The organism is Rhodonellum psychrophilum GCM71 = DSM 17998 (genome assembly GCF_000381545.1).
GTDB lineage: Bacteria > Bacteroidota > Bacteroidia > Cytophagales > Cyclobacteriaceae > Rhodonellum > Rhodonellum psychrophilum.
The window spans coordinates 51,076-71,707 of the sequence record NZ_KB906694.1 but is presented as its reverse complement, the minus strand read 5'-3'; the positions used below and the strand labels follow the sequence as shown (position 1 = coordinate 71,707).

Sequence of the window (20,632 nt, the reverse complement as noted above, 5' to 3'; positions counted from 1 at the left end):
TGGTTTCAAGCCGGACTCCAAAAGGGAGTAACAAGTTGGCGCTGGCTTTAAGAAATGCTGCAAACACCATTGATAAAACCAAAGATGGGGTGTTGACAAGGTTTTTCAAACGAGTGGCTTATCGCAAAGGAAGGGGAGCTGCCATTACCGCAACTGCCAGAAAGCTGGCAGTAATTATCTGGAACATGATTATAAAAGGAGAAAGATACCAGCCCGGTAATTTAGACCAATACCAAAAAGAAATGAAGGATCGAATGATAGCATCAATTAAAAAAAAGATGCTATCACTGAATATGTCAGCCGATGAGTTAAATGCTGCCCTATCATAAGTTAGATGGAAATATGCATTAGGTTTCCTATTGGGATCGAAACTGCATGAAAACCAGGCTATTGGGTGACTAATTCCTGATACCAATAGGGTAAAGTCAAAAATGGGCAATACCTAATTGAATATCAGCTAATTACAATCTTGAATTAGGTTCGCAATGCATAAAACAGGTCAAAACCATTTTCATTATTCTTGGCTAGTCAGGAATCCCTTTTTATGAATAAAATGGGATTCCTTTCCTACCTGATTGAAATTTAAAATCCCAAAACACGCAAAAAAGCCCCCATCCAATATGTTCGGATGGGGGCTTTTTTATTTCGAAGTTTTAAACCCGTTTTCTGCCTTATCAATTTAATTCAAGCCTAGAATTAATTGATAATCAGTCAAATAATAACTTTTTAAACTTCCCTCCGGAAACCGGAAGCATCTATCGGGTTTAACCCGTGATTTGTCGGGTTTTAACCGAAGAATTTTTTCAAACCTTCAATTTTCTCATCCAATGATGCTTCTACTGCGCGATAGGCATCCGCATTGGGAAGTGCTTCATTCACGGAGAAGTAGTATTTGATTTTTGGCTCGGTGCCGGAAGGTCTGGCGGAAATCTTGCTGCCATCTTCCAGGTAGAACTGAATCACATTGGATTTGTCCATATCAAGCTCGGTTTCAGTACCGTTTTCGACATCAAAGACTTTGCTTTCTTTCACATCCACAATCTTCGTCACCTTGATGCCATTGATGGTCGTTGGTTTGTTGGTTCTGAATCCAGTCATTAGGTGCTGGATTTGCTCAGCACCATCCTTGCCTTTTTTGGTTACGGAAATCAAGGATTCTTTATAGAAACCAAACTGCATGTAGATTTCGGCCAACACATCCTGAACGGATTGTCCCTTGGTTTTGTAATAAGCGACAAGCTCGGAAAATATTGCTGCAGCGGAAACTGCATCCTTGTCCCTTACAAAATCCCCAACGAGGTAGCCGTAACTTTCTTCTCCGCCACCGATAAATTGCTTCTTTCCTTCGAGTCTTCTGATCACTTCTGCGATGTTTTTGAATCCCGTCAAGACGGAGTAGCACGTCACACCGGAATCATGGCAGATCGCGTCTATCAATTCCGTGGTCACAATGGTATTGACCATAAATTGATCACCGGTCAATTTGCCATATTCCCTCCATTTGTTAAGCAAATAATAAGTCAGCAGCGTTGCGGTTTGATTGCCATTCAACAGCTCGTATTCACCGTTTTCACCAGGAACGCAAGCTGCATAGCGATCTCCGTCTGGATCACTTGCCAGAACCAATTCCGCACCCACTTTTTTCCCAAGTGCAATCGCCATGGTCAATGCCTCGGCTTCTTCTGGATTGGGATAAATCACCGTCGGGAAATTTCCGTCAGGTTCTGCCTGCTCCTTGACAATATGGATATTTTCAAAACCATAAATCTTCAAAGCCGCAGGAACCATTTTGCCGGAGGCGCCATGAATGGGAGAGAAAACAATCGGCATGGCCCTGTTCACCATGATTTCATTGGGGGACAGGCTCAATTTTTTTACCTCATTGAGGTAAATCCAATCAAAATCCTCTTCGATATATTCGATAAGCGCATCGTTTTTATTCCAGTTGACCTTGTCCAGCGAAGTGATTTTTTGTACTTCGTTGATAATGTTTTTATCATGCGGCGCCACTACTTGGCCGCCATCATCCCAATAGGCCTTGTATCCATTGTATTCTTTTGGATTGTGTGAAGCCGTCACCATGACGCCACTTTTGCAGCCAAAATGGCGAATTGCAAAGGAAAGCATAGGCGTAGGTCTCAGGTCCCTAAAATATTTCACCTTGATGCCATTTGCAGTAAATACATTGGCTGTCGTATTGGCAAAAAGCGTATTGTTGATCCTATTGTCGTGGGTGATGGCAACTTTTATCTCTTCGCCGGGGAAGCTTTGAAGGAGGTAATTGGCCAAGCCTTGGGTGGCCATCGCAATGGTATAGACATTTACCCTATTAGAGCCCACGCCCATTATTCCTCGCAAGCCACCAGTTCCGAATTCCAAGTCCCGATAAAAGGAGTCGATCAGTTCTGTAGGGTCAGGTGATTCCAACAAAAGCCTGATATCGCCCTTGCTTTTTTCGTCAATGTCACTGTTTAGCCATGCTTCCGCCTTGGCTACAATCATTGGATCTATTGTTGTCATTTTAATAAAAAGTTTGAATGAATTTCTAATTTAAATATTTCGGCAATAATTCCTATGTTCCTTTGTTTAAAACCTAAAAAAAAAGTCCGGTTAAATTTTTAACCGGACTTTTTTCATTTGGGAAAAGCTTAAAGATTTCCTCTCAATCCCTGCTCTCGCTCAATGGCTTCAAATAGGGCTTTGAAATTTCCCTTTCCGAATGATTTGGCCCCTTTTCTTTGGATGATTTCGAAAAACAAAGTCGGTCTGTCCTGTACAGGCTTGGTGAATATCTGCAACAGGTATCCTTCTTCGTCCCTGTCTACCAAGATATTCAGGTCCTTGAGGGGTTGTAAATCTTCGTCGATTTTCCCTACTCGGTCCAAAAGATCAGTGTAATAGGATTCGGGAACTTCCAAAAACTCAACGCCTCTTTTTCTCAATTCAGTTACGGTATGGATGATATTGTCCGTGGCGATGGCCATGTGCTGAACCCCTGGACCATTGTAAAAATCAAGGTATTCCTCTATCTGGGATTTCTTCTTGCCTTCTGCGGGTTCGTTGATCGGGAATTTGATGTATCCGTTTCCACTGCTGACCACCTTGGACATCAGGGCAGTATATTCTGTGGAAATGTCCTTGTCATCAAAGGTGATCAATAGATTGAAGCCCATTGTTTTTTCGTAGAATTCGACCCACTTGTTCATCTCACCCCAGCCTACATTTCCCACACAATGGTCGATGTATTTCAAGCCGATGGGTTGTGTTTTGTACTCGGTTTTCTTTTCGATAAAACCGGGAAGGAACAAACCCTTGTAGTTTTTTCTCTCCACAAAAGTGTGGATGGTTTCTCCGTAAGTATGGATGGAAGCGACTTTTACCTCTCCAAAAGCATCTTTTATGGTCTTCGGTTCCTCATAGGAAATAGCACCTCTTGAGGTGGTTTCCTTCCAAGATTTCTCTGCATCATCTACCCAAAGTGCGAGGACTTTTACGCCGTCCCCGTGTTTTTTGATATGGTCAGCTATCGGGTGGTCTTCAAAAAGGGGAGTGGTGAGAACCAATCTTATTTTATCCTGTTTCAAGACATAAGAAGCACGGTCTTTAACGCCTGTTTCCGGACCGGCATAGCCGAGAAGTTCAAACCCAAAGGCATATTGGTAAAATAGGGCAGATTGCTTTGCATTGCCCACATATAGTTCTACGTAGTCTGTCCCGTTGATGGGGAGAAAATCATGTTCCATTATTTTTGTATTTTTGGGTTTATAATTCTGTATAAGATTCACTGATTACAAAGATAAAATTTTAAAAGGGAATGCGGGTGAAGTACCAAAATATTACGGATTTTTGGAAACAACAATTGAATTGACCCAAAGTCAATTCTTTGATGTTTTGTAATCAACCCTTCATTCTTGTCCGGTTTTGTTTGCCAATAAATAAACAAATCCCAAGATTCCCCAAGTCATTGCCGAGGCAGTTCCCCACATTTCGGGAAAAATGGTCCAGAGTAAAAAGTACCAAATCGGTATGGCTACCAATCCGATCACAAACTTGAAAGTAGCCGTAAAGGCAGGATCCTTAACCTTTCGAGCGATAGCGAGCCAAATCCAATAAATGGGAAAGTGAAAAATCTTCATCACTTTATTGGCCAAATAGGGTTTGGTGATCACCTTTTCGGGTATTTGATGCTTAAGGTCTTCTTGTGATAAGAAATATTCCACTGAAGTAGGATCCGTGAGATCCACCCCATTTTCGATGAGGCGCTCCAAATCTTTTTGATAATTGGCTTCTGGTATGTGGCTGACCAAGGGTTTTAAAGCCGCATGGGTTGCCTGAACCAATTGTCCATGATCGGGGCAATAGTCTTTTGGGGAAAAAGGTTTGCCAATAATAAGGCGGACTTTTGACCCGGAATTTTTGTGGTTGCTGTAATTTATCCCCACTGGAAGGATCACCAAATCCAAATCGGGGTCTTTTTCCAGAGTTTTGACAACAATGCGTGCAAAGCCCTTCTTCAATGGCCTAAGATTTCTTTTTAAGGAATGATTTCCTTCACCAAAAATCAAGATGGATTTTTTGCTGGAAAGGATTTTGGTGCTCAGGTCAAAGGTTTCCTGGTTTTTCTCCATGTTTTCAATTCCATCCCGAACGCGGAAAATTGGAATCATCCTGATGAAATCCAGCAGTTTTGCTACAATTGGATTTTTGAAAATGCTCGCACGGGTTAGAAAATAGGGCTTCAGATTGAGGTGGGTGGCAATGAGAATAGGATCGATCAGGGCATTCTGATGATTGGCAATAATCAAAACCGCTTTGTTTTTGGGAATATTTTCTCTTCCAACTACATGGATTTTGGAATAATATAGGTGCAAAGCCACCTTTACCAAAAACGTCATTGTATAATTTATTAAATCCTTCATGCCTGAATTAAACAACTGTAGATTAGGGTGAAACGTGAGACAATAGACGCTAAATATCCATTGCGCATAAGATGGATGAGGAGGGATTAACTCACCTTTTTCCAAACCAATGCGATGGCAATCCCGGAGACAATGTGCCAAATCCCCCACCAAGCAGCAATGATCGCCATTCCTCCTAACCCTTCAAAATAAGTAAAAATCAAGACCAATGCCAATCCTGAGTTTTGAATTCCAGTTTCAATGGTCAGGGTTTTGGTGTCAGGCAGGTTTAAGCGAAAGATTTTGGACAAGGAAAAACCAGAAAACAAAGCGGTGAAATTATGCGCCAAAACCCATAAAAAAATGACACCGATAAACTTCACAAACAAATCATAATTTCCTCCGAAAGCAATGCCAACGAAAGCCGCAAAAATCAAGATGCTCAGTGGTTTCAGAATCCGGGTTGCACGAATAGCGAAATCGGGAAAGCGATTGTTGATGGCGATTCCCAACAGTAAGGGGATTCCCAAAATCAAAGCAACCGTCTGGAAAACGTCCCAATAATCCAAACTGATTACTTGCATCATCGAAGCAGTCGGTCCATAAAATCCAGACCAGATCGAAAAATTCAAAGGTGTAAGGAGAATTGAAAAAACCGTGGAAAAGGCTGTTAAACTGACAGAAAGTTCGGAATTCCCCTTTGCCAAATGACTGAGAAAGTTGGAGACATTTCCACCAGGACAAGCGGCGACCAAAAACATACCCAACGCCACACTCGGTGGAGGCTGGAGAATATTGATCAGGATCCAAGTCAGAAAAGGCAAGAAAATGAATTGGGAAAACAGACCGATCCAAAAAGCTTTTGGGTTTTTGGCAATGGCTTTAAACCCTGAAAATTTCAGGTCCAAAGCAACCCCAAACATAATGATGGCCAATGAGACATTGAGCAGCAAAAGTGAATCCTGGTTAAAATTGAGGGTACTTTTGTCCAGGTCTTCGAGCATATTGTGGTTTTAAAGGCGGGATTTTTTCTGCCATGGTAAGCATTTCGACGATGAATAAGCCGGTATATTTTTTAAGGCTGGGATTTCAATTTCCTAAGCAAGCAGCTTGAATTGAATCATAGTCAACTCTAGACCAATTCCCGCAAATCGACCGGTACTACCCTCGAAACGCCTGCTTCGATCATGGTAATCCCGTAAATGATATCGGTACTGGCCATCGTTCGTTTGTTGTGGGTGACGATGATAAACTGGGATTCTTTCGAGAAAGTCTGGATGATGGTGTTGAACTTATCGATATTGGCATCGTCCAAGGGGGCATCAACCTCATCGAAGATACAGAATGGTGCGGGTTTCAGCAGATATATGGAAAAGAGGAGGGATGTGGCCGTTAAGGTTTTTTCACCTCCCGACAGTTGGTTGATCGTCAGAGGTCGTTTTCCTTTGGGTTTGGCCATGATTTCGATTGGACTTTCCAATGGATTGTCTGGATCGACGAGTTTAAGATCACAATCATCCTCGGCGGTAAAGAGCGATCGAAAAACCTTCACGAAATTTTCCTTGATTTTTCCAAATGCATCCAAGAAAGTTTCTTTCGCCACTTGATCGATTTCTTTGATGGTATCCAAAAGGGAATTTTTGGCTTTCACCAAATCCTCTTTTTGTTCGGTGATGAAGGTGTGTCTCGTCTTGATTTCGTCATACGCTTCCATGGCCATGGGATTGATCGGCCCTATTTTTTCAAGCCTTTCTTTGGCTTTGGAGACGATTTCCCGGATATCTGACTCGGCAAGTGCCGTGTATTCCTCATCGACTTCTGGATTTTCTTCCATCATCGCTTCCAAATCAATTTCAAACTCCACACTCAAGCGCTCTTTCATGCTGTTCAACTTGAGTTTGATTTCGTTGAGGGAATTTTGGAGTTCTCCTACAATGGTGTCCAGGTTTTGCCTGGTTTTTTGGAGTTCCCTGATTTGTTTGTCTGTTTCGTCTATTTCACCACGGGCTGCATAATACTCCTTTTCGACTTCGTTGACACCTCTTTCGATGCTTTCTTTTTCGGTATAAAATTCGATCAATTCATCATCCTGAACTTCATCATTGTCCAAAAGGGATCTGATTTCCTGATCAATGGAAGCATGTTCAAGTTGAGATTTTTCGATTCTTTCCTTGCTGCTTTCGAAGGCGCTCCGCTTGAAATCGATTTCCTGGTCGAGGCTGTTTACCCGATTGGCCTGCTGGAGATAGGCAATGTTTTCTTGGTTGAAGCCGTTTGATTTTTGGCTCAAATGTTCGGATTCTGATTCGAGATCGGCATTCAGCATTTCCAATTCCGCCTCAAGGGACTCAAAATGTGCCCTTTCCTTTAGAAGTGCCGGCACAATTTCCCCAAGTTCTTCCTGAAGTTGATCGATCCTTTCCAGGATGTCTTCCATTTTGTTGGCATTGGAGGAAAGGATTTCGCTCAGTTGTTCCTTTTTGGTCCGTATGGACACGTATTCTTGGTTGATCTCGTTGATTTCCTGTTGCAGCTTCTCGATGGTGGACTTGTAGCTCACCTCTTTGAGTTTCATCAGGTCGCTGACTTTTTTGTCAAGGTTGGATCGGGTCAGACTCACTTTTTTGTTCAGTTCCTTGATTTCCCTTTCCAGTTTTTCCAGGTTTTTGGCCCTTCCTATCCGTTTTCCCTCGAATAGTCCGACTGAACCTCCGGAAATGCTGAATTTTCTTTTGGTGAATTTCCCACTTTCGGTGATGAAAATGGTGTCTTTGTCCTCCGGAAAATCGTGAAATTCTCCCCTGACGATATACACTTCGTCCAGAATGAAACTGATCAGTTTGGCATATTTTTCATCATATTCGATGATTTCCGTTGCTGGAATGGCGTTGGCAAAAAGTTTGGTATGCGAAGGCTGAAAGCGGTCAAAATGCTCAAGAACAAAGAAATTTGCTTTTCCCTTTGCGGCATCACTCAAGAGGTTTACCGCAGTGATGGCTTGGTGCTCTGTTTCCACCACATAATAATTCATGTAGTTTTCCAGAAAATTTTCAATCGACACCCGGTATTTTTCTTCCGTGGTCAAGATATCCGATAGGAGGAGCATGTCTTTTCCCCAGTCGGAATTTTTCTTCAGAAACTTGATTGCCTCTGGAAATCCCTCAAGATTTTCGACCAATGATTTGGTCAAGTTGAATTCATTCTGTCGGGCATCCAGCTTACGCGAAGATTGCGTGACTTCCTCCCGGATGATTTCTATGATGTGGTTTGTTTCTTCTATTTTTTGGTTTTGATCCTCTTCCTTGGCTTTGATTTTGGTCAAATCATCCATTTTCACATCCAAATCCTCTTTTAGAATGACCAGTTTGTCCTCAAAATCCACCAAACTTGCTTCTTGGTTATGGTCGGTTGAAGTAGTCTTTTCTAGTTCTTGCTTGAGGGTGGAGAGTTGAATTTGCTTGATTTCCTGATCTTTGGAGAGTTGGTACACCAAGTCTTTTCGGGATGAAAAATCCCTGTTGCGTTCTTTTTGTCTCTCTTGGATTTCGGATTGTTTGGCTTTCTGCTCCTCATAGGCAAGTTTCAGGGCTTCCACCGTAAATTCCCTCTCTGCCAGGAGCTTTTCTGCGCTCTCTTTTTCTTGTTCTAAAGAGCGGATACTGAAACCAGCCCTGTCATTTGACTTGCGGTCATTGTCGATCTGTTCGCGAAGTTTCTGCGCCCTGTCTTCCAAAAACCGCAGCCTTTCATTTTTTATCTTTTTGTCGCTTTCAAACTGCCTGATTTTGTTGACATGCTCGTTCAGGGTTTTTTGGCGAGAGGACAAGAGTTTCTCCTTCAGGAGCAGCGCAACTTTACTTTGTTCGAGAAAAGCCTCCTTTTCTGATATTTTGGAGCTTACCTGAAGTTTTCTGTCGTTTTCTTCTTGGACTTTTTCATGGAGACCGATGAGGTTCTCGCTTTGCTTTTTGACGGATTTTTTTGCCAAATTGACGCTGGCATCCTTGTATTCCTTCTTCAATTCAAAATACCGTGCGGTTTGCCTTGCTTGTTTTTCAAGGCTTTTCAGGTTTTTTTCGATTTCAAACAGCACATCTTCCACTCTGGACAAATCGGCATCGGTATCCTCAAGCTTGCGTAGCGTTTCCTTTTTCCTATTCTTGAATTTAGAAATCCCGGCGGCCTCCTCAAATAACTCCCTTCGGGAATTGTTCTTGTCATTCAGCAGCTCCTCGATCATTTTCAACTCGATGATGGCATAGCTGTTGGAGTTGATCCCCGTGTCCATGAAAAGATTGTTGATGTCTTTTAGGCGGCAAACCACCCCGTTGAGCAGGTATTCGCTTTCTCCGCTTCTGTAGTATCTTCGGGTGATGGTGACGTGGGTAAATTCGGTTGGAAGGAGGTTTTTTGTGTTCTCAAAAGTCAGGGAAACCTCTGCCAGATTGGTTGGTTTTCGGTTTTTGGTGCCATTGAAAATGACATTCTCCATTTTGTCCGATCTGAGCATTCTGGATTTTTGTTCCCCCAAAACCCAACGGATCGCATCGACCACATTGGATTTTCCACAGCCATTTGGACCGACGATACCGGTAATCCCTTTGTCAAAATGGATGACCATTTTGTCTCCAAAACTCTTAAAACCCTTTATTTCCAGTTTGCTCAGCAACATCCCAACGCCAATTATTTTGAATCTAAAGCAAAATTAAACCATTCTCCAAATTAACCAAGAAAAGCAGGGTTGCGGAGGCAAATTCATATCAATAGAGCCTATATTCAGGACTTCTTTTTTCTACCTTCGGATTTTATCCCTATCTTGGATCAGTTATAAAAAACACAACATAAGTGGAACCAGGGAATATAATTTATATCATCGCCATCATCATTTATTTCATCTATTCTGCCGTCAAAAAGGGCAAAAAAGAAAAGGAATTCATGGATGAAGAGACGGATCAAGATGGCGGTGTAGAAAATGAAAGACCAAGGCCAACTTCCTTTGAAGATCTGCTGAAGGAAATCAGGGCTGGGCAGGATCAGCGAAAAGCCAACTTACCAGAAACAGGTCAGGGACAATCCGTTCAGCCTGCGACTACGCCCAAAGTCAACAAGCCGGTTTCAAGACCGATGGAGCCGATGGTGGCTGCTGATAAAACCGCCGTGGAAACTTCCAGAAAATATGGGGATTTTCAGGGATTTGTTGGGGATTCGGAACGTCCCAAAATTCTGACATTGGACGAGCAAGTGAGAATTTCATCCAGCTTGAATGGTCCAATTGTCCTGCAATTGGACAAGGAAGCCAAAAAAGAAAAGCCTGCCAATAGAATTGGCCGTATGCTGAAGGATCCAGCTACCGTGAAGGATGCCATTATTCTGAGCGAAATCCTGAATCGAAAACAGTTTTGAAGTTTTTTCCCTCCAAGTGCTTTATTGTAAGGGAGTAGAAATTTATTTTTCGACCGGGTAATGTGGATCAAGTGAATTTTTAAAAATTTCCCTGTTTCGGGGAATTCAATTTTTTAGGGAGTTTAACTCGTTTTATGCATTACGAACTCAATTCAATATTATAATTAACTGATGTTTCATTATATGTTGATTGTTTTTGACTTCACCATATCGGGAATACGTCAAATCCCTATAATAGTCTGATTTTCTTGCAGTTTCAATCCCATTGGGAAATGGAATGTACATTCCATCTAACTTAATCAAGTTAGATGCTTTACGTTACTTTTTTGGTGTCTTAGCGTTTGGGTTAAATTTATTTTTTTGCTATTGGCAATCAACAATTTAATTTTTCGAGTGTTAATTAAATGGGGTTTTAAAATCAGCTGTCTTACCATCAGGTGAATAAATTATGAAACTCCAGATCCAATCCTTCAACACTTCTCGTAAATGACCGTATGAAAAATTCTCTTCAAGTAAAAACCGGAAATCTTTCTGATCCCAGACGGGATTTTCTAAAAAAAACAGGCTCCTTGGCCATCATGTCAATGTTTGGGGTCGGGTTTTTTACCTCCTGCAGCAGTGATGAGGATACCAATCCAAATACAGGCAACAACAATCCTCCAGCTGGAGCTACAGGCATTACTGTCAGTGGAAATACCGTCACCATCAATCTTGATCAGGCAACAGGGTTAAATGTTGCTGGTGGATGGGTTCTGATTATTCCCGCCCAATTGCTAGTGGTCAATGTTGGGAACAATTCATTCAATGCCTTGACCTCTGTGTGTACCCATTCCGGTTGTGACAAAGATTGGAGGTTTGCCAGCAATGTATTTACATGTACCTGCCATGGCTCAAGATTTAGTACCGACGGAAATGTGCTTACCGGACCGGCCAACCAAGCCTTGGCAAGTTTTCCTACCCGTCTCGACAACAAAATTTTAACGATCACCAAATCATGATGAAAAATTTAATTGTCTTTTTCTTTTTTGCTTTCCTGGTCACCTTCTCTTTCGAAATGAAGGGTCAAACCTACAATACGGACAAAGGGAGGGCAGAATTCTTGTCCAAAGCAGCCTTAAACGAGTTCACCGGAGTTTCTGACGATTTGAATGGCTTGTTGGATTTTGAAAAAAACAGTTTTGATTTTTTCATTGACCTCAATACCCTTAAAACTGGAATAGGTCTCCGGGATCGGCACATGCGGGAAAATTACTTGGAGACAAAAAAGTATCCTTTTGCCGAGTTTACTGGTAAAATCAATGAACAGGTTAAACTGGAAAAAGGCCAAAGCAAATTGCTGAACGCAACCGGTACCTTCAAGATACATGGCAAGGAGAAAAATATGGTGGTACCTGGAAAGATCACTTGGATTTCCGATTCGGAAATCCAGTTGGAAGCTACCTTCAAAATCCTCTTGAGTGATTATAATATAGCCATTCCCTCGGTGATTTTTTATGAATTGTCTGAAGAACAAACGATTAGCATCAAGGCAAACCTGAAGAAAAAAACTGTAAATACGAAATAACATCACCTCTCCAAATCATCCTGATTTTTGAATCCAAAGCCGAGCACTATGAAAATTAAAATATTAATCCTCGCCCTGTTTCTTTCACATCCCTCAATGGCACAGTTGGAGCGAAAATTGGCCGATGGGAGCCAAAAAGAGGAGCTTATTTTTCATGCGCCAAGGCATATCAATTTGCTTACCGTGGAGCCTTTGGATAAAAAAGCACTGCATTTTGCGATCATGCACACTTTTGGGACCATCGATGGGGGCCTCCAAGATCTTTATGGTTTGGACAATGGGGCCAATATCCAGTTCAGTTTTGAATATGGGTTTTCCGAAAAATTTTCCCTTGGCGCTGCTAGGGCCAGTACCGATAAGGTGTACAACCTTTATGGCAGGTACCATTTTTTTAGTCAGACCCAAGACAACAAAACCCCTTTTTCCCTCTCCATGATGGGAGGCGCAGCAGTCAATACCTCCAATTACAGTTTCTTAAATGAGGATGCGCCGGATTTGATGGACAGAACCAGTTATGCTGCTCAATTGATGCTCGCCAGAAAATTTTCAGAAAAAATCAGTGTACAATTGAGTCCGATGATGGCCTATTTCAATGACCCAAGGGCGCTTTATCAAATTGAAGGAGACCAAAATCTCTATTTGGCTTTGGGATTCAGTGGTAAATACAAGATGACAGGAAAATCTTCTTTGACCTTACAATGGATACCCAATCTCAACAATGATTTAAGAAATAATTTGGGAGTCGGAATTGATTTGGAAGCAGGAGGCCACGTATTTCAAATGTATTTTGTAACCTCTCAAGCGCTGAATGAGCAATATCTATTGGCAGGGGGAAATGGTGTTGCTGGAGAAAAATTCAGATTGGGATTCAATGTCAACAGAATCTTCGCCACGGGCAAAAAAAAGAGAGCCGACTAGTTAATTTTATACCTTCTGGATAAAATCCATTGGTCCTCTTTTTCATCCACTATCAAATAGTTTTGAGTTTTGGCCCAATCTTCAAAAGCTTTGATATCCTCCTGTTCCGATGGATAGGCATGTAGGTAATATTTGTAAACGAAAAGCTCAAATTCATCAGGTTTTTCAGTCTTGACCCGGTCGATATTTTCCAAGGCAACCAACTTTTTTTTCGCTATTTCTAGTTCCGGAAGGAGGATATCCTTGCTCAAGTAAACGAAGTTGTTGATCAGTATAAGATTCTCATTTTCATTGTTTAATATAGTTTCATTGAAAGCTTTAATAAAATGATTGTAATTCTTGATTTGCCCTTGATGTCTGATACTGGCCAGCACAGGAAGAAGCAACAGAATAGCGATGGCCACAGTTTTTTGCTTTGTCGTTTTAAGGAAAAAAACAGCCAAACCAAAGGCCAATAAATAGCCCGACATTTTAAAATCATGCAGCCAAAGCGCAATTGCTGCACCCAGAATAAAAAGGATGCTCAGCCAATTGATCCAGATTTTGTTACTCATCCAATCGGAAACTCCCATCGCAATCAAAACCGACAATGGTCCGATAAGAACAATAAGGTGTCTCGGATTGAGATAGATCGGATTGTAAAAATCCAGGGTGGAGGTCATGAACCAAAAGCCCAGAACAAGACAGCCAACGGTCAGTGCAAATTCAAAGAGAATTGGTTTCTGGGATTTGAATGCCATCCAAAGTCCAGGAATCGCCAAGACCAGCCAGGGCCAATAAGCCCTTTCCACAAATGCAAAAAATGGAATGTAAGTCAAACGACTGAAAATTGCCCCCATCCCCTTGTCATGGTAGGTGTATTCTGAAATATAATGGCCTTCATTTACCATTTCCAAACGGTAAAATACATTGCCGAATTTCCAGTGGAAAAATCCAAAATACAGGGAAAGCAAAACCACTGACCAAATCCCAAACCAGAGGTAAAAAGCAATCGGTCGCTTATGGACCAGGTCATGAAAAAATAAAATAATGGGAAAAGGAAGCAAAAGCACCATTGTTTCTTTGGTTGAAAACCCGATAATAAAAGCCAATCCCATGGCCAAAGCCATCCAGAAGGGAGATTTGTTTCGATAAATGGCAGTGAGCGGGACCACAATGACCCACAAGACAAGGAGGCTGTCGGGGTAAACTTTTGGCAAAAAATGGAGAAAATAAATGTGGGTAATGAAGAATCCCGTAAACCACCACTGATAAGTATTTTGCTTGGACAAACGCCACAGCAGGTAAAACGAAATCAAGTAGCTAAAAAGAGAAGCCAGTGCTGCCAAATGATCGTTGAGACCAAATAAATGGCTGAAAAACCCAGAAAAAACATAAGCCCCAAAACGGGAACTGAAGTGATAGTCATCGGAAATCGGAATGCCCTCCCAAAATTTTTTGCCCGTCAATAAATAATAGACATCGTCACTAAAAGTGATCCCATCATACCCCAACCAAAAATAAAGGGATAGAAAAAGAAACCCTACAAAAAGGCTGAGATATTGTCGGGGAAGCTTTAAGGGCATGAATTCATTTGAAAGATAAACTTAAATTGAAATAAGGTAATTTAAACTAGAATCCAGCTTTTCTTCCTTAGATTTTCAGAAATACGACTTCATTCAATCACTGAAACTGACAATATGTGTCAATGAGCGTTTTATTTTACTTTTAAGCATTATCTTTCTTTTTTAAACAATGTCATGGCAAAATCTAACCAAATAGAGCAACAGAAAATTCTCAGGATCTTTAAGCTAATCAATTTGCTCAGGGGCAATATCGGGAAGCCTGTCCATAAATTGGCCGAAACGCTGGGGACCGATCCAAGGACCATCTACCGGTATTTCAAGCTCCTCGAGGCTTTGGGCTTTGAAATCGAAAAAGAACATTCCAAATTCAAAATCCTGGACAGGGTTGAGCATCCCAACGACCATTCCTTTGGGACTTTTTCGGATGATGAAATCCTGTTTTTGAATGACTTGATCAGCGGGAGCAGCAAAAAAAACCTCTTGAAAGATTCCATTCTCCAAAAGATCAGCATCCGTTCGGATTTTAAACAAAGCGTGACCAAGCTTTTCAACGCCAATTTGGGAATTTTTGTGGATCTTGTTTCCCAAGCCATCAAGGACAAAAACCAGGTGATTCTTCGGGATTATTATTCTGTCAGCAGCGATTCGGTGGCTGACAGACTGTTGGAACCGGTGGTTTTTTCAAAAAATTTCGATTCCATTTATGCTTTGGAGGTCGAAAGCAAGAAAATGAAAATTTTCAAAATAGAGAGAATTGGTGAGGTTTTGGTCACATCCAAACCTTTTAAATTCCAAGAATTGCATGAGCCTTTAGAGCAAGGTTTATTTGGTTTTTCTGGTAAAAACCAATTTCTTGTCCATCTCAAAATGACCAAGAAAGCCTTTCAACTGATGATAGAGGAGCATCCGGATACCAAACCATTCACTTACACCAAAAACAGAAACCAATATTATTTCAAGGCTGAACTCCCACATTTGCATGGAATAGCAAGATTTATCTTGGGGCTTCCAGGCGAAATTAAGGTGCTGGAAGGAGAAGAACTGATTGTCAATCTTAGGGAACAATTGAATAAAATGAGTATTTAGGATGAAGGAAGAAACCAAAAAAGAGCTAACATCAAATGCAGCCTGCTTGGAGATGGAATTGCAGTGGTTCCAATCCATTATGGTCCTCAGGGGAAAAATAACCTTTGAGGAGTCGGTTCCAGAAAGTGAAATGGGAAGAACCGCACTGCCTGATTTCAGCGGACAGGAATCCAATTATGCAAAGCTTGTCCAAAAACACAATATGGGTTTAGAGGAAAGATTGGTTTTGATTCTTTCCTTGATCCCGGATATCCGACCCTCCTTACTTGATTTGTTGCATGTGAAAAACCAAAATTTTGATACCCCATTCGCTGAGTTTGGTGGGCTCAAAGCCGAAAAACACAAAGGTTTTCTTCCAACGGGCGAAACGGCCATTTTTTTGTTGGCGGGAAGCAATATCAAAAGGCGGTTTGAGCTGATGGCACTTTTCAGTCAAAACCATTTTTTTGCAAAGGAAAAAATCATATTCCTGGACAAATCCTTACCAGGAGAGCCTCTTCTGAGTGGTCAGTTGAGGATCAGTAAAGAATATCTTTTGTATTTAACCACCGGTGAACCTTATAAACCGGATGCAGATATTGATTTCCCAGCCCAAAGAATCATCACCGAACAAAAATGGGAGGATCTGATCCTTTCCGATCCAATCTTGGATGGGATTTCTGAAATAAAAAACTGGTTGAAACACGGCAAGGAACTGAAGGAACAATTTGATTTTGGGAGGAGGATAAAAAAAGGGTTCAAAGTCTTGTTTACGGGACCTCCGGGGACTGGGAAAACCTTCACGGCAAGCGTCCTTGGCCAATCCTGCAATATGGATGTCTATAGAATCGATCTTTCCATGGTGGTTTCCAAGTATATCGGGGAGACCGAAAAAAACCTATCCAAAATTTTTGACCTCGGGGAAAATAAAGGGTGGATTTTGTTTTTTGATGAGGCGGATGCATTGTTTGGGAAGAGAAGTCAGACTTCAGATTCGCACGACAGGTATGCCAATCAGGAAGTTTCTTATTTGCTCCAAAGAATCGAGGATTTTGACGGCTTGGTAATTCTCAGCTCCAATTTCAAAAACAACATCGATGAGGCATTTTTCAGGCGCTTTCAGTTGGTCTTGGATTTTGAGCTACCCGACTTTTCACAACGGATGCAATTTTGGGAAAATTCAGTATCGGATCAATTTCACTACCATCCGGAGGTTTCCGTGGAAAAACTCGCCGAAAGACATGAGTTGTCAGGTTCATCCATCATCAATGTCCTGCATTTTTGCCTTTTGAAATGTTTGGAAAGAGGCGATAGGGAGATCATCAACGTGGATATTCTATCTGGGATTAGGATTGAAAAAATAAAGCAGGGAAAGAGTATCCTGCATTAATCCTGTTTCTTTTTCACAAAGTATTCAATGGTGACATCATCGTCAATCTTGGCGTTTTTGTTTTTGAGTTCATCGATAAGGATCAGCAGATTTTTGTTCTCCCTGATTTGCGCCAAAAGCTTCTCTTTTTTTTCACGGAATTTGATCTCCATTTTTTGATTCTCCTCCGTCATTCTCCCTACTTTTTTCTCAAGTGCTTCAATGGATTCTTCATTTCTTTTCAATTGGTATTCGTTTTTCTTCAATTCCTCGAGGAGGAAGATGTTTTGCATCTTATTTCTCAAATACATGATATACAATGCAATGGAAAAGAGTACAACCAAAGCCACGATAATATAAATATATTGAGATGTATATATTGAAGTGTTCAAAATAAATTGCCTATTTATAGTATTAAATACTTTTTTAATTTTAATTTTTTTATAATTATAAACGCTAATTAAATCGTGAATTGGATTTAAAAGTAGCACATCTTTCTTTAAAATATTTTTTTACCTCAATAATATTTTTAAATTTGGATAATCACAAAAGTAAATATCATTTTTGTGTTTTTGCCTAAAGCGTAAATAACAATAGTTTTAAGAATGATTGATATTACTTTAGTTTACATAAGAGACTTGCTTAATCAACATTTTAAGAATCATTTCTCCATTTCTGACAATAAGGTTGTTCTTTCAAATTTGGTTGAAAGCGATGGTTCTTTTGCCAAAGAGGTAGACGATAAAGTAGTTTTTTTTCTTTTGGGATTTGAAGAAGAATCTTCCTTAAAAAATACAAACAGTCGGGGAGGCAGTATCGCCAATGGTTCCTTTTCGGATAAGCATCCTCCGCTTTACTTAAACTTGAATTTGTTTTTTTGCGCAAATTTCAGAAATCAAAATTATACCGAAGGCCTCCATTACCTTTCATTCATTATCAGTTATTTCCAGCAACACAAAACGCTGGTGCCCATCAATTCCCTGGGATTGTCAAAAAGGGTCCAAAAGCTGAGTTTTGAACTGTGTAAGTTGGATTACGATCAACTCAGCCATATTTGGTCGTCGATAGGGTCAAAACTTCTCCCCTCGGCACTTTATAAGGTGGGTATTGTCGTGTTTGACGAATCGCCGATAACAAAGATCACTCCAGTCATTACCCGCAGCGAAGAAGACCGGAACTAGATGCAATTTTCATTCACCCATATCGCAACTTTAACTTTTAAACACGGATATTTTTCTCAGGGAGAATGCAATACCTTCCAATTGGGGCTTTCAGAGGAAACCAAGAAATGCCTTTTGGATTTAAATCTTTTGATCAAACCATTTGATTCAGGCTTTCACCTTTTGAGTGGAGCACCGGAATTGTTGGAAGGAGAGTGGAGATCTTTGTCCATTCAATTGAACCTGAAAGATTCATTTTTTTTGAATTTTACCGATTTACCCGATTTCAATCCAAGTAACTCCCTTTTGTATTTTAACAACATAACGGTCAGTAAATCTAATAATTCCGATGTTTGTTATTTACATCCTTCCCCGACTGTGGATCGGGGATCTCTCGTCAGGCTTTGTACAGATGTTTTTCCATTAGAGGGTTTTGGTTCGGAGGAAAAAATTTCCATCGTTGATGCTTTGGGAAATACCATTCGAAAAGGATTGAAAGCCGATATTCAAGGCCCCAGTGAACTCGGATATTGTGCTATTCATGGTGAAACCGAAAAATTTGGATGTTATTTTTTTCCAAATAGCGTGTTCAAGAAACCCATCGGGATCATTGAGCTTTTTCCAGCCAGGTTATTTGAAGAAATGGATCATACTAGAACCCTGTCTTTCAATATTTCATTTCAAAGCCAAAAAACAAAGTGGCGTTACCTTCTTACCGATTCACTATTTTGGAAATTTGACAAGCTTTCGATCATAGATTCAAAGAAAAAAGAGGTGTTTTTCACTGAAAAGGAAATTTTCCTAAACGGAGTTGGTGCCATTAGGTGTTTTGAGTCCTTGGAAAAAATCCAGATGCAGGACAGTCATTTTGGTGATTTCCAGATGGTGGAAAATTATGGGGGAGATCGAAGGACCGGAAAAATCATCATCAAAAACCTTCCTCGGGCCTCTCCCGAAATGCTTTACCACGACCCATCATTCAAAGATGCCTTGTACTCACATATTTTCATTTAAACAATCCACTTAAAATCAAAACAACTATGGCTCAAAATCTAATGACACCGGGAGTTTACATTGAAGAGAAAAACGCCTTCCCTGGGTCCGTCGTCGAAGTTGCCACTGCCATACCCGCATTTATTGGGTACACAGAAACGGCTTCCCGAAACGGGAAATCTCTTGTCAACCAACCCACAAGGATTACCTCCTTTGCGGATTATCTCGCCCTATTTGGCGGGCCTTTTCTTGCTAAATTCGATGTTCAGGGTCCCGAACCGATACCGGCAGCTCAGGAAGGCGCGACAGTGGAGCCGGAGGCGGAAGCTGCAACCGCTGATGGCAGCGTTACAGAGCCGAAAGGGGAACCCTTTTCCATCGGAACTAAAGAATTTAACATCATCTATCCCGACAACAATAAACTTCTTTTTTATAACAGCATCCGGTTGTTTTATTCCAATGGCGGTGGGACTTGTTACATTGTTTCGGTTGGGACCTATAAGGGAAAAGATTCCATTGAAGTCGACAAGGACGAACTCGAGGGAGGATTACTCAAGCTGATCAAGGTACAGGAACCCACCATCATCGTCATGCCGGAAGCTGTAATTTTAAAGAAGGTTTCCTATGATATTTATGCCACTATCCTCAGACATTGTAGAAAAATGCAGAGCAGGGTGGGGATTTTTGATATTTATGATGGATATGAAGAAAGAAAGGAAGGTGACGAGGATGACATCATTACAGTTTTCAGGGAGAAAATCGGCACTGAAAACCTAAGTTATGGAGCTGCATACTACCCTTGGCTCAATACCAGCATTGTCCAAAAAGGAGATGTTACTTATAAAAATGTCAAAGAATGGGACAAATTGATTCCTCAGCTTTCGGAGAAGGACATCATTGAAAAATTCAAAGCCGGCTTTGTGAAGAAACACCTCAGTGACAAACTTGCCGAAATAAAACCCGAAGAAGGGACTGAAGCTGTACTCACTGATGCCCAAAAAAAGCAATTCACCGACGAATACATTGAGGCCAACTCAAAGAATTACCATTTGGGATTGATAGCGGTAAGTCCAAGCTATGCATCGCTAATGGATGAATTGCGGGCAAAACTTAATTTGTTGCCAGCTTCGGCGGCTATGGCGGGCATCTACACGATGGTTGATAATGGGCGGGGCGTCTGGAAAGCACCTGCCAATGTAGGATTGAATTCAGTCGTGCAGCCAGCCGTAAATATCACCCATGACCAACAGGAGGACTTGAATGTCAATGCTATATCGGGTAAATCAGTCAATGCCATCAGAACCTTTCAAGGTGTAGGCACTTTGGTTTGGGGGGCGCGGACCTTGGACGGCAATAGCTTGGACTGGAAATACATCAATGTAAGAAGAACCATGATCATGTTGGAGCAATCCATCAAATTGGCGCTTCGTGCCTATGTTTTTGAACCCAACGATGCCAATACCTGGATCACGGTGAAAAGTCTCATTGTCAATTTCCTCACCGAAAAATGGAAGCAAGGGGCATTGGCAGGATCTTCTCCGGAGGATGCATTCGATGTTCAGATTGGTTTGGGAGCCACCATGACGGCTTTGGATATACTAGAAGGCAAAATGCTTATTTCCGTCAAACTGGCGATTGTCAGACCAGCAGAATTCATTGTGGTCACATTTGAGCAACAAATGCAAAAATCATAAGCA

General features: G+C 41.2%; 16 protein-coding genes and 1 pseudogene. 10 read left to right on the top strand and 7 right to left on the bottom strand.

The features are described 5' to 3' along the window. Positions 1-329, top strand: a pseudogene (locus F824_RS0122680) (IS110 family transposase); the annotation flags it as partial. Positions 330-786: 457 nt separating this feature from the next. Here F824_RS0122680 and F824_RS0122675 read toward each other — a convergent pair. From F824_RS0122675 to smc, 5 genes are all read right to left on the bottom strand, one after another. Next, positions 787-2,520, bottom strand: a complete 1,734-nt coding sequence (locus tag F824_RS0122675; protein ID WP_026333873.1) for a phospho-sugar mutase — start codon at positions 2,518-2,520, stop codon at positions 787-789. Positions 2,521-2,648: 128 nt separating this feature from the next. Next, positions 2,649-3,743 carry a 4-hydroxyphenylpyruvate dioxygenase gene (gene hppD, locus F824_RS0122670; RefSeq protein ID WP_019600236.1) on the bottom strand — a complete coding sequence of 365 codons (1,095 nt, stop codon included), beginning with the start codon at positions 3,741-3,743 and terminating at the stop codon, positions 2,649-2,651. 162 nt (positions 3,744-3,905) lie between these two features. Next, complete coding sequence (locus F824_RS0122665) at positions 3,906-4,919, bottom strand: lysophospholipid acyltransferase family protein (protein ID WP_026333872.1); 1,014 nt, start codon at positions 4,917-4,919, stop codon at positions 3,906-3,908. Positions 4,920-5,005: 86 nt separating this feature from the next. Further along, positions 5,006-5,902 carry a bile acid:sodium symporter family protein gene (locus tag F824_RS0122660; RefSeq protein WP_019600234.1) on the bottom strand — a complete coding sequence of 299 codons (897 nt, stop codon included), beginning with the start codon at positions 5,900-5,902 and terminating at the stop codon, positions 5,006-5,008. A 128-nt stretch (positions 5,903-6,030) separates the two neighbouring features. After that, positions 6,031-9,570, bottom strand: coding sequence for a chromosome segregation protein SMC (smc, locus tag F824_RS0122655; RefSeq protein ID WP_019600233.1), 3,540 nt, complete (start codon positions 9,568-9,570; stop codon positions 6,031-6,033). 173 nt (positions 9,571-9,743) lie between these two features. Between smc and F824_RS0122650 the strand changes: the two genes are divergently transcribed. The 4 genes from F824_RS0122650 (at position 9,744) to F824_RS0122635 (ending at position 12,783) form a co-directional block, all read left to right on the top strand. Further along, positions 9,744-10,301: a hypothetical protein gene (locus F824_RS0122650; protein ID WP_019600232.1), complete on the top strand. Its 558-nt coding sequence runs from the start codon at positions 9,744-9,746 to the stop codon at positions 10,299-10,301. A 494-nt stretch (positions 10,302-10,795) separates the two neighbouring features. Continuing rightward, entirely contained in the window at positions 10,796-11,299 is a 504-nt protein-coding gene (locus F824_RS0122645) for a QcrA and Rieske domain-containing protein (RefSeq protein WP_019600231.1), read from the top strand. Further along, positions 11,296-11,865: a YceI family protein gene (locus tag F824_RS0122640; protein WP_236613243.1), complete on the top strand. Its 570-nt coding sequence runs from the start codon at positions 11,296-11,298 to the stop codon at positions 11,863-11,865. Before F824_RS0122645 ends, F824_RS0122640 begins: the two co-directional genes overlap by 4 nt. A 48-nt stretch (positions 11,866-11,913) precedes the next feature. Next, positions 11,914-12,783 carry a DUF5777 family beta-barrel protein gene (locus F824_RS0122635; RefSeq protein ID WP_019600229.1) on the top strand — a complete coding sequence of 290 codons (870 nt, stop codon included), beginning with the start codon at positions 11,914-11,916 and terminating at the stop codon, positions 12,781-12,783. Here F824_RS0122635 and F824_RS0122630 read toward each other — a convergent pair. Beyond that, positions 12,780-14,348 carry an ArnT family glycosyltransferase gene (locus F824_RS0122630; protein WP_019600228.1) on the bottom strand — a complete coding sequence of 523 codons (1,569 nt, stop codon included), beginning with the start codon at positions 14,346-14,348 and terminating at the stop codon, positions 12,780-12,782. The two genes, F824_RS0122635 and F824_RS0122630, sit on opposite strands and share 4 nt — an antisense overlap. A gap of 174 nt (positions 14,349-14,522) precedes the next feature. Between F824_RS0122630 and F824_RS0122625 the strand changes: the two genes are divergently transcribed. Both F824_RS0122625 and F824_RS0122620 read left to right on the top strand, forming a co-directional pair. After that, on the top strand, positions 14,523-15,434 hold the full coding sequence (locus tag F824_RS0122625) for a helix-turn-helix transcriptional regulator (RefSeq protein ID WP_019600227.1): 912 nt from the start codon (positions 14,523-14,525) through the stop codon (positions 15,432-15,434). Between the two features lies 1 nt (position 15,435). Next, entirely contained in the window at positions 15,436-16,803 is a 1,368-nt protein-coding gene (locus F824_RS0122620) for an ATP-binding protein (protein WP_019600226.1), read from the top strand. On the opposite strand, the gene F824_RS0122615 is transcribed toward F824_RS0122620, so the two are convergent. Then, a complete protein-coding gene (locus tag F824_RS0122615) occupies positions 16,800-17,174 on the bottom strand; it encodes a hypothetical protein (RefSeq protein ID WP_139189913.1) in 375 nt (124 codons plus the stop codon). The two genes, F824_RS0122620 and F824_RS0122615, sit on opposite strands and share 4 nt — an antisense overlap. 213 nt (positions 17,175-17,387) lie before the next feature. On the opposite strand from F824_RS0122615, the gene F824_RS0122610 reads away from it, so the two are divergent. From F824_RS0122610 to F824_RS0122600, 3 genes are read left to right on the top strand one after another with little or no spacing between them, the layout of a single operon-like run. Continuing rightward, positions 17,388-17,963, top strand: a complete 576-nt coding sequence (locus F824_RS0122610; RefSeq protein WP_019600224.1) for a DUF4255 domain-containing protein — start codon at positions 17,388-17,390, stop codon at positions 17,961-17,963. Beyond that, complete coding sequence (locus tag F824_RS0122605) at positions 17,964-18,956, top strand: hypothetical protein (protein ID WP_019600223.1); 993 nt, start codon at positions 17,964-17,966, stop codon at positions 18,954-18,956. Positions 18,957-18,982: 26 nt separating this feature from the next. Beyond that, the gene (locus F824_RS0122600) at positions 18,983-20,629 is read left to right on the top strand and encodes a phage tail sheath family protein (protein ID WP_019600222.1); all 1,647 of its coding nucleotides are present in this window, start codon (positions 18,983-18,985) and stop codon (positions 20,627-20,629) included. Positions 20,630-20,632: the final 3 nt, after the last annotated feature.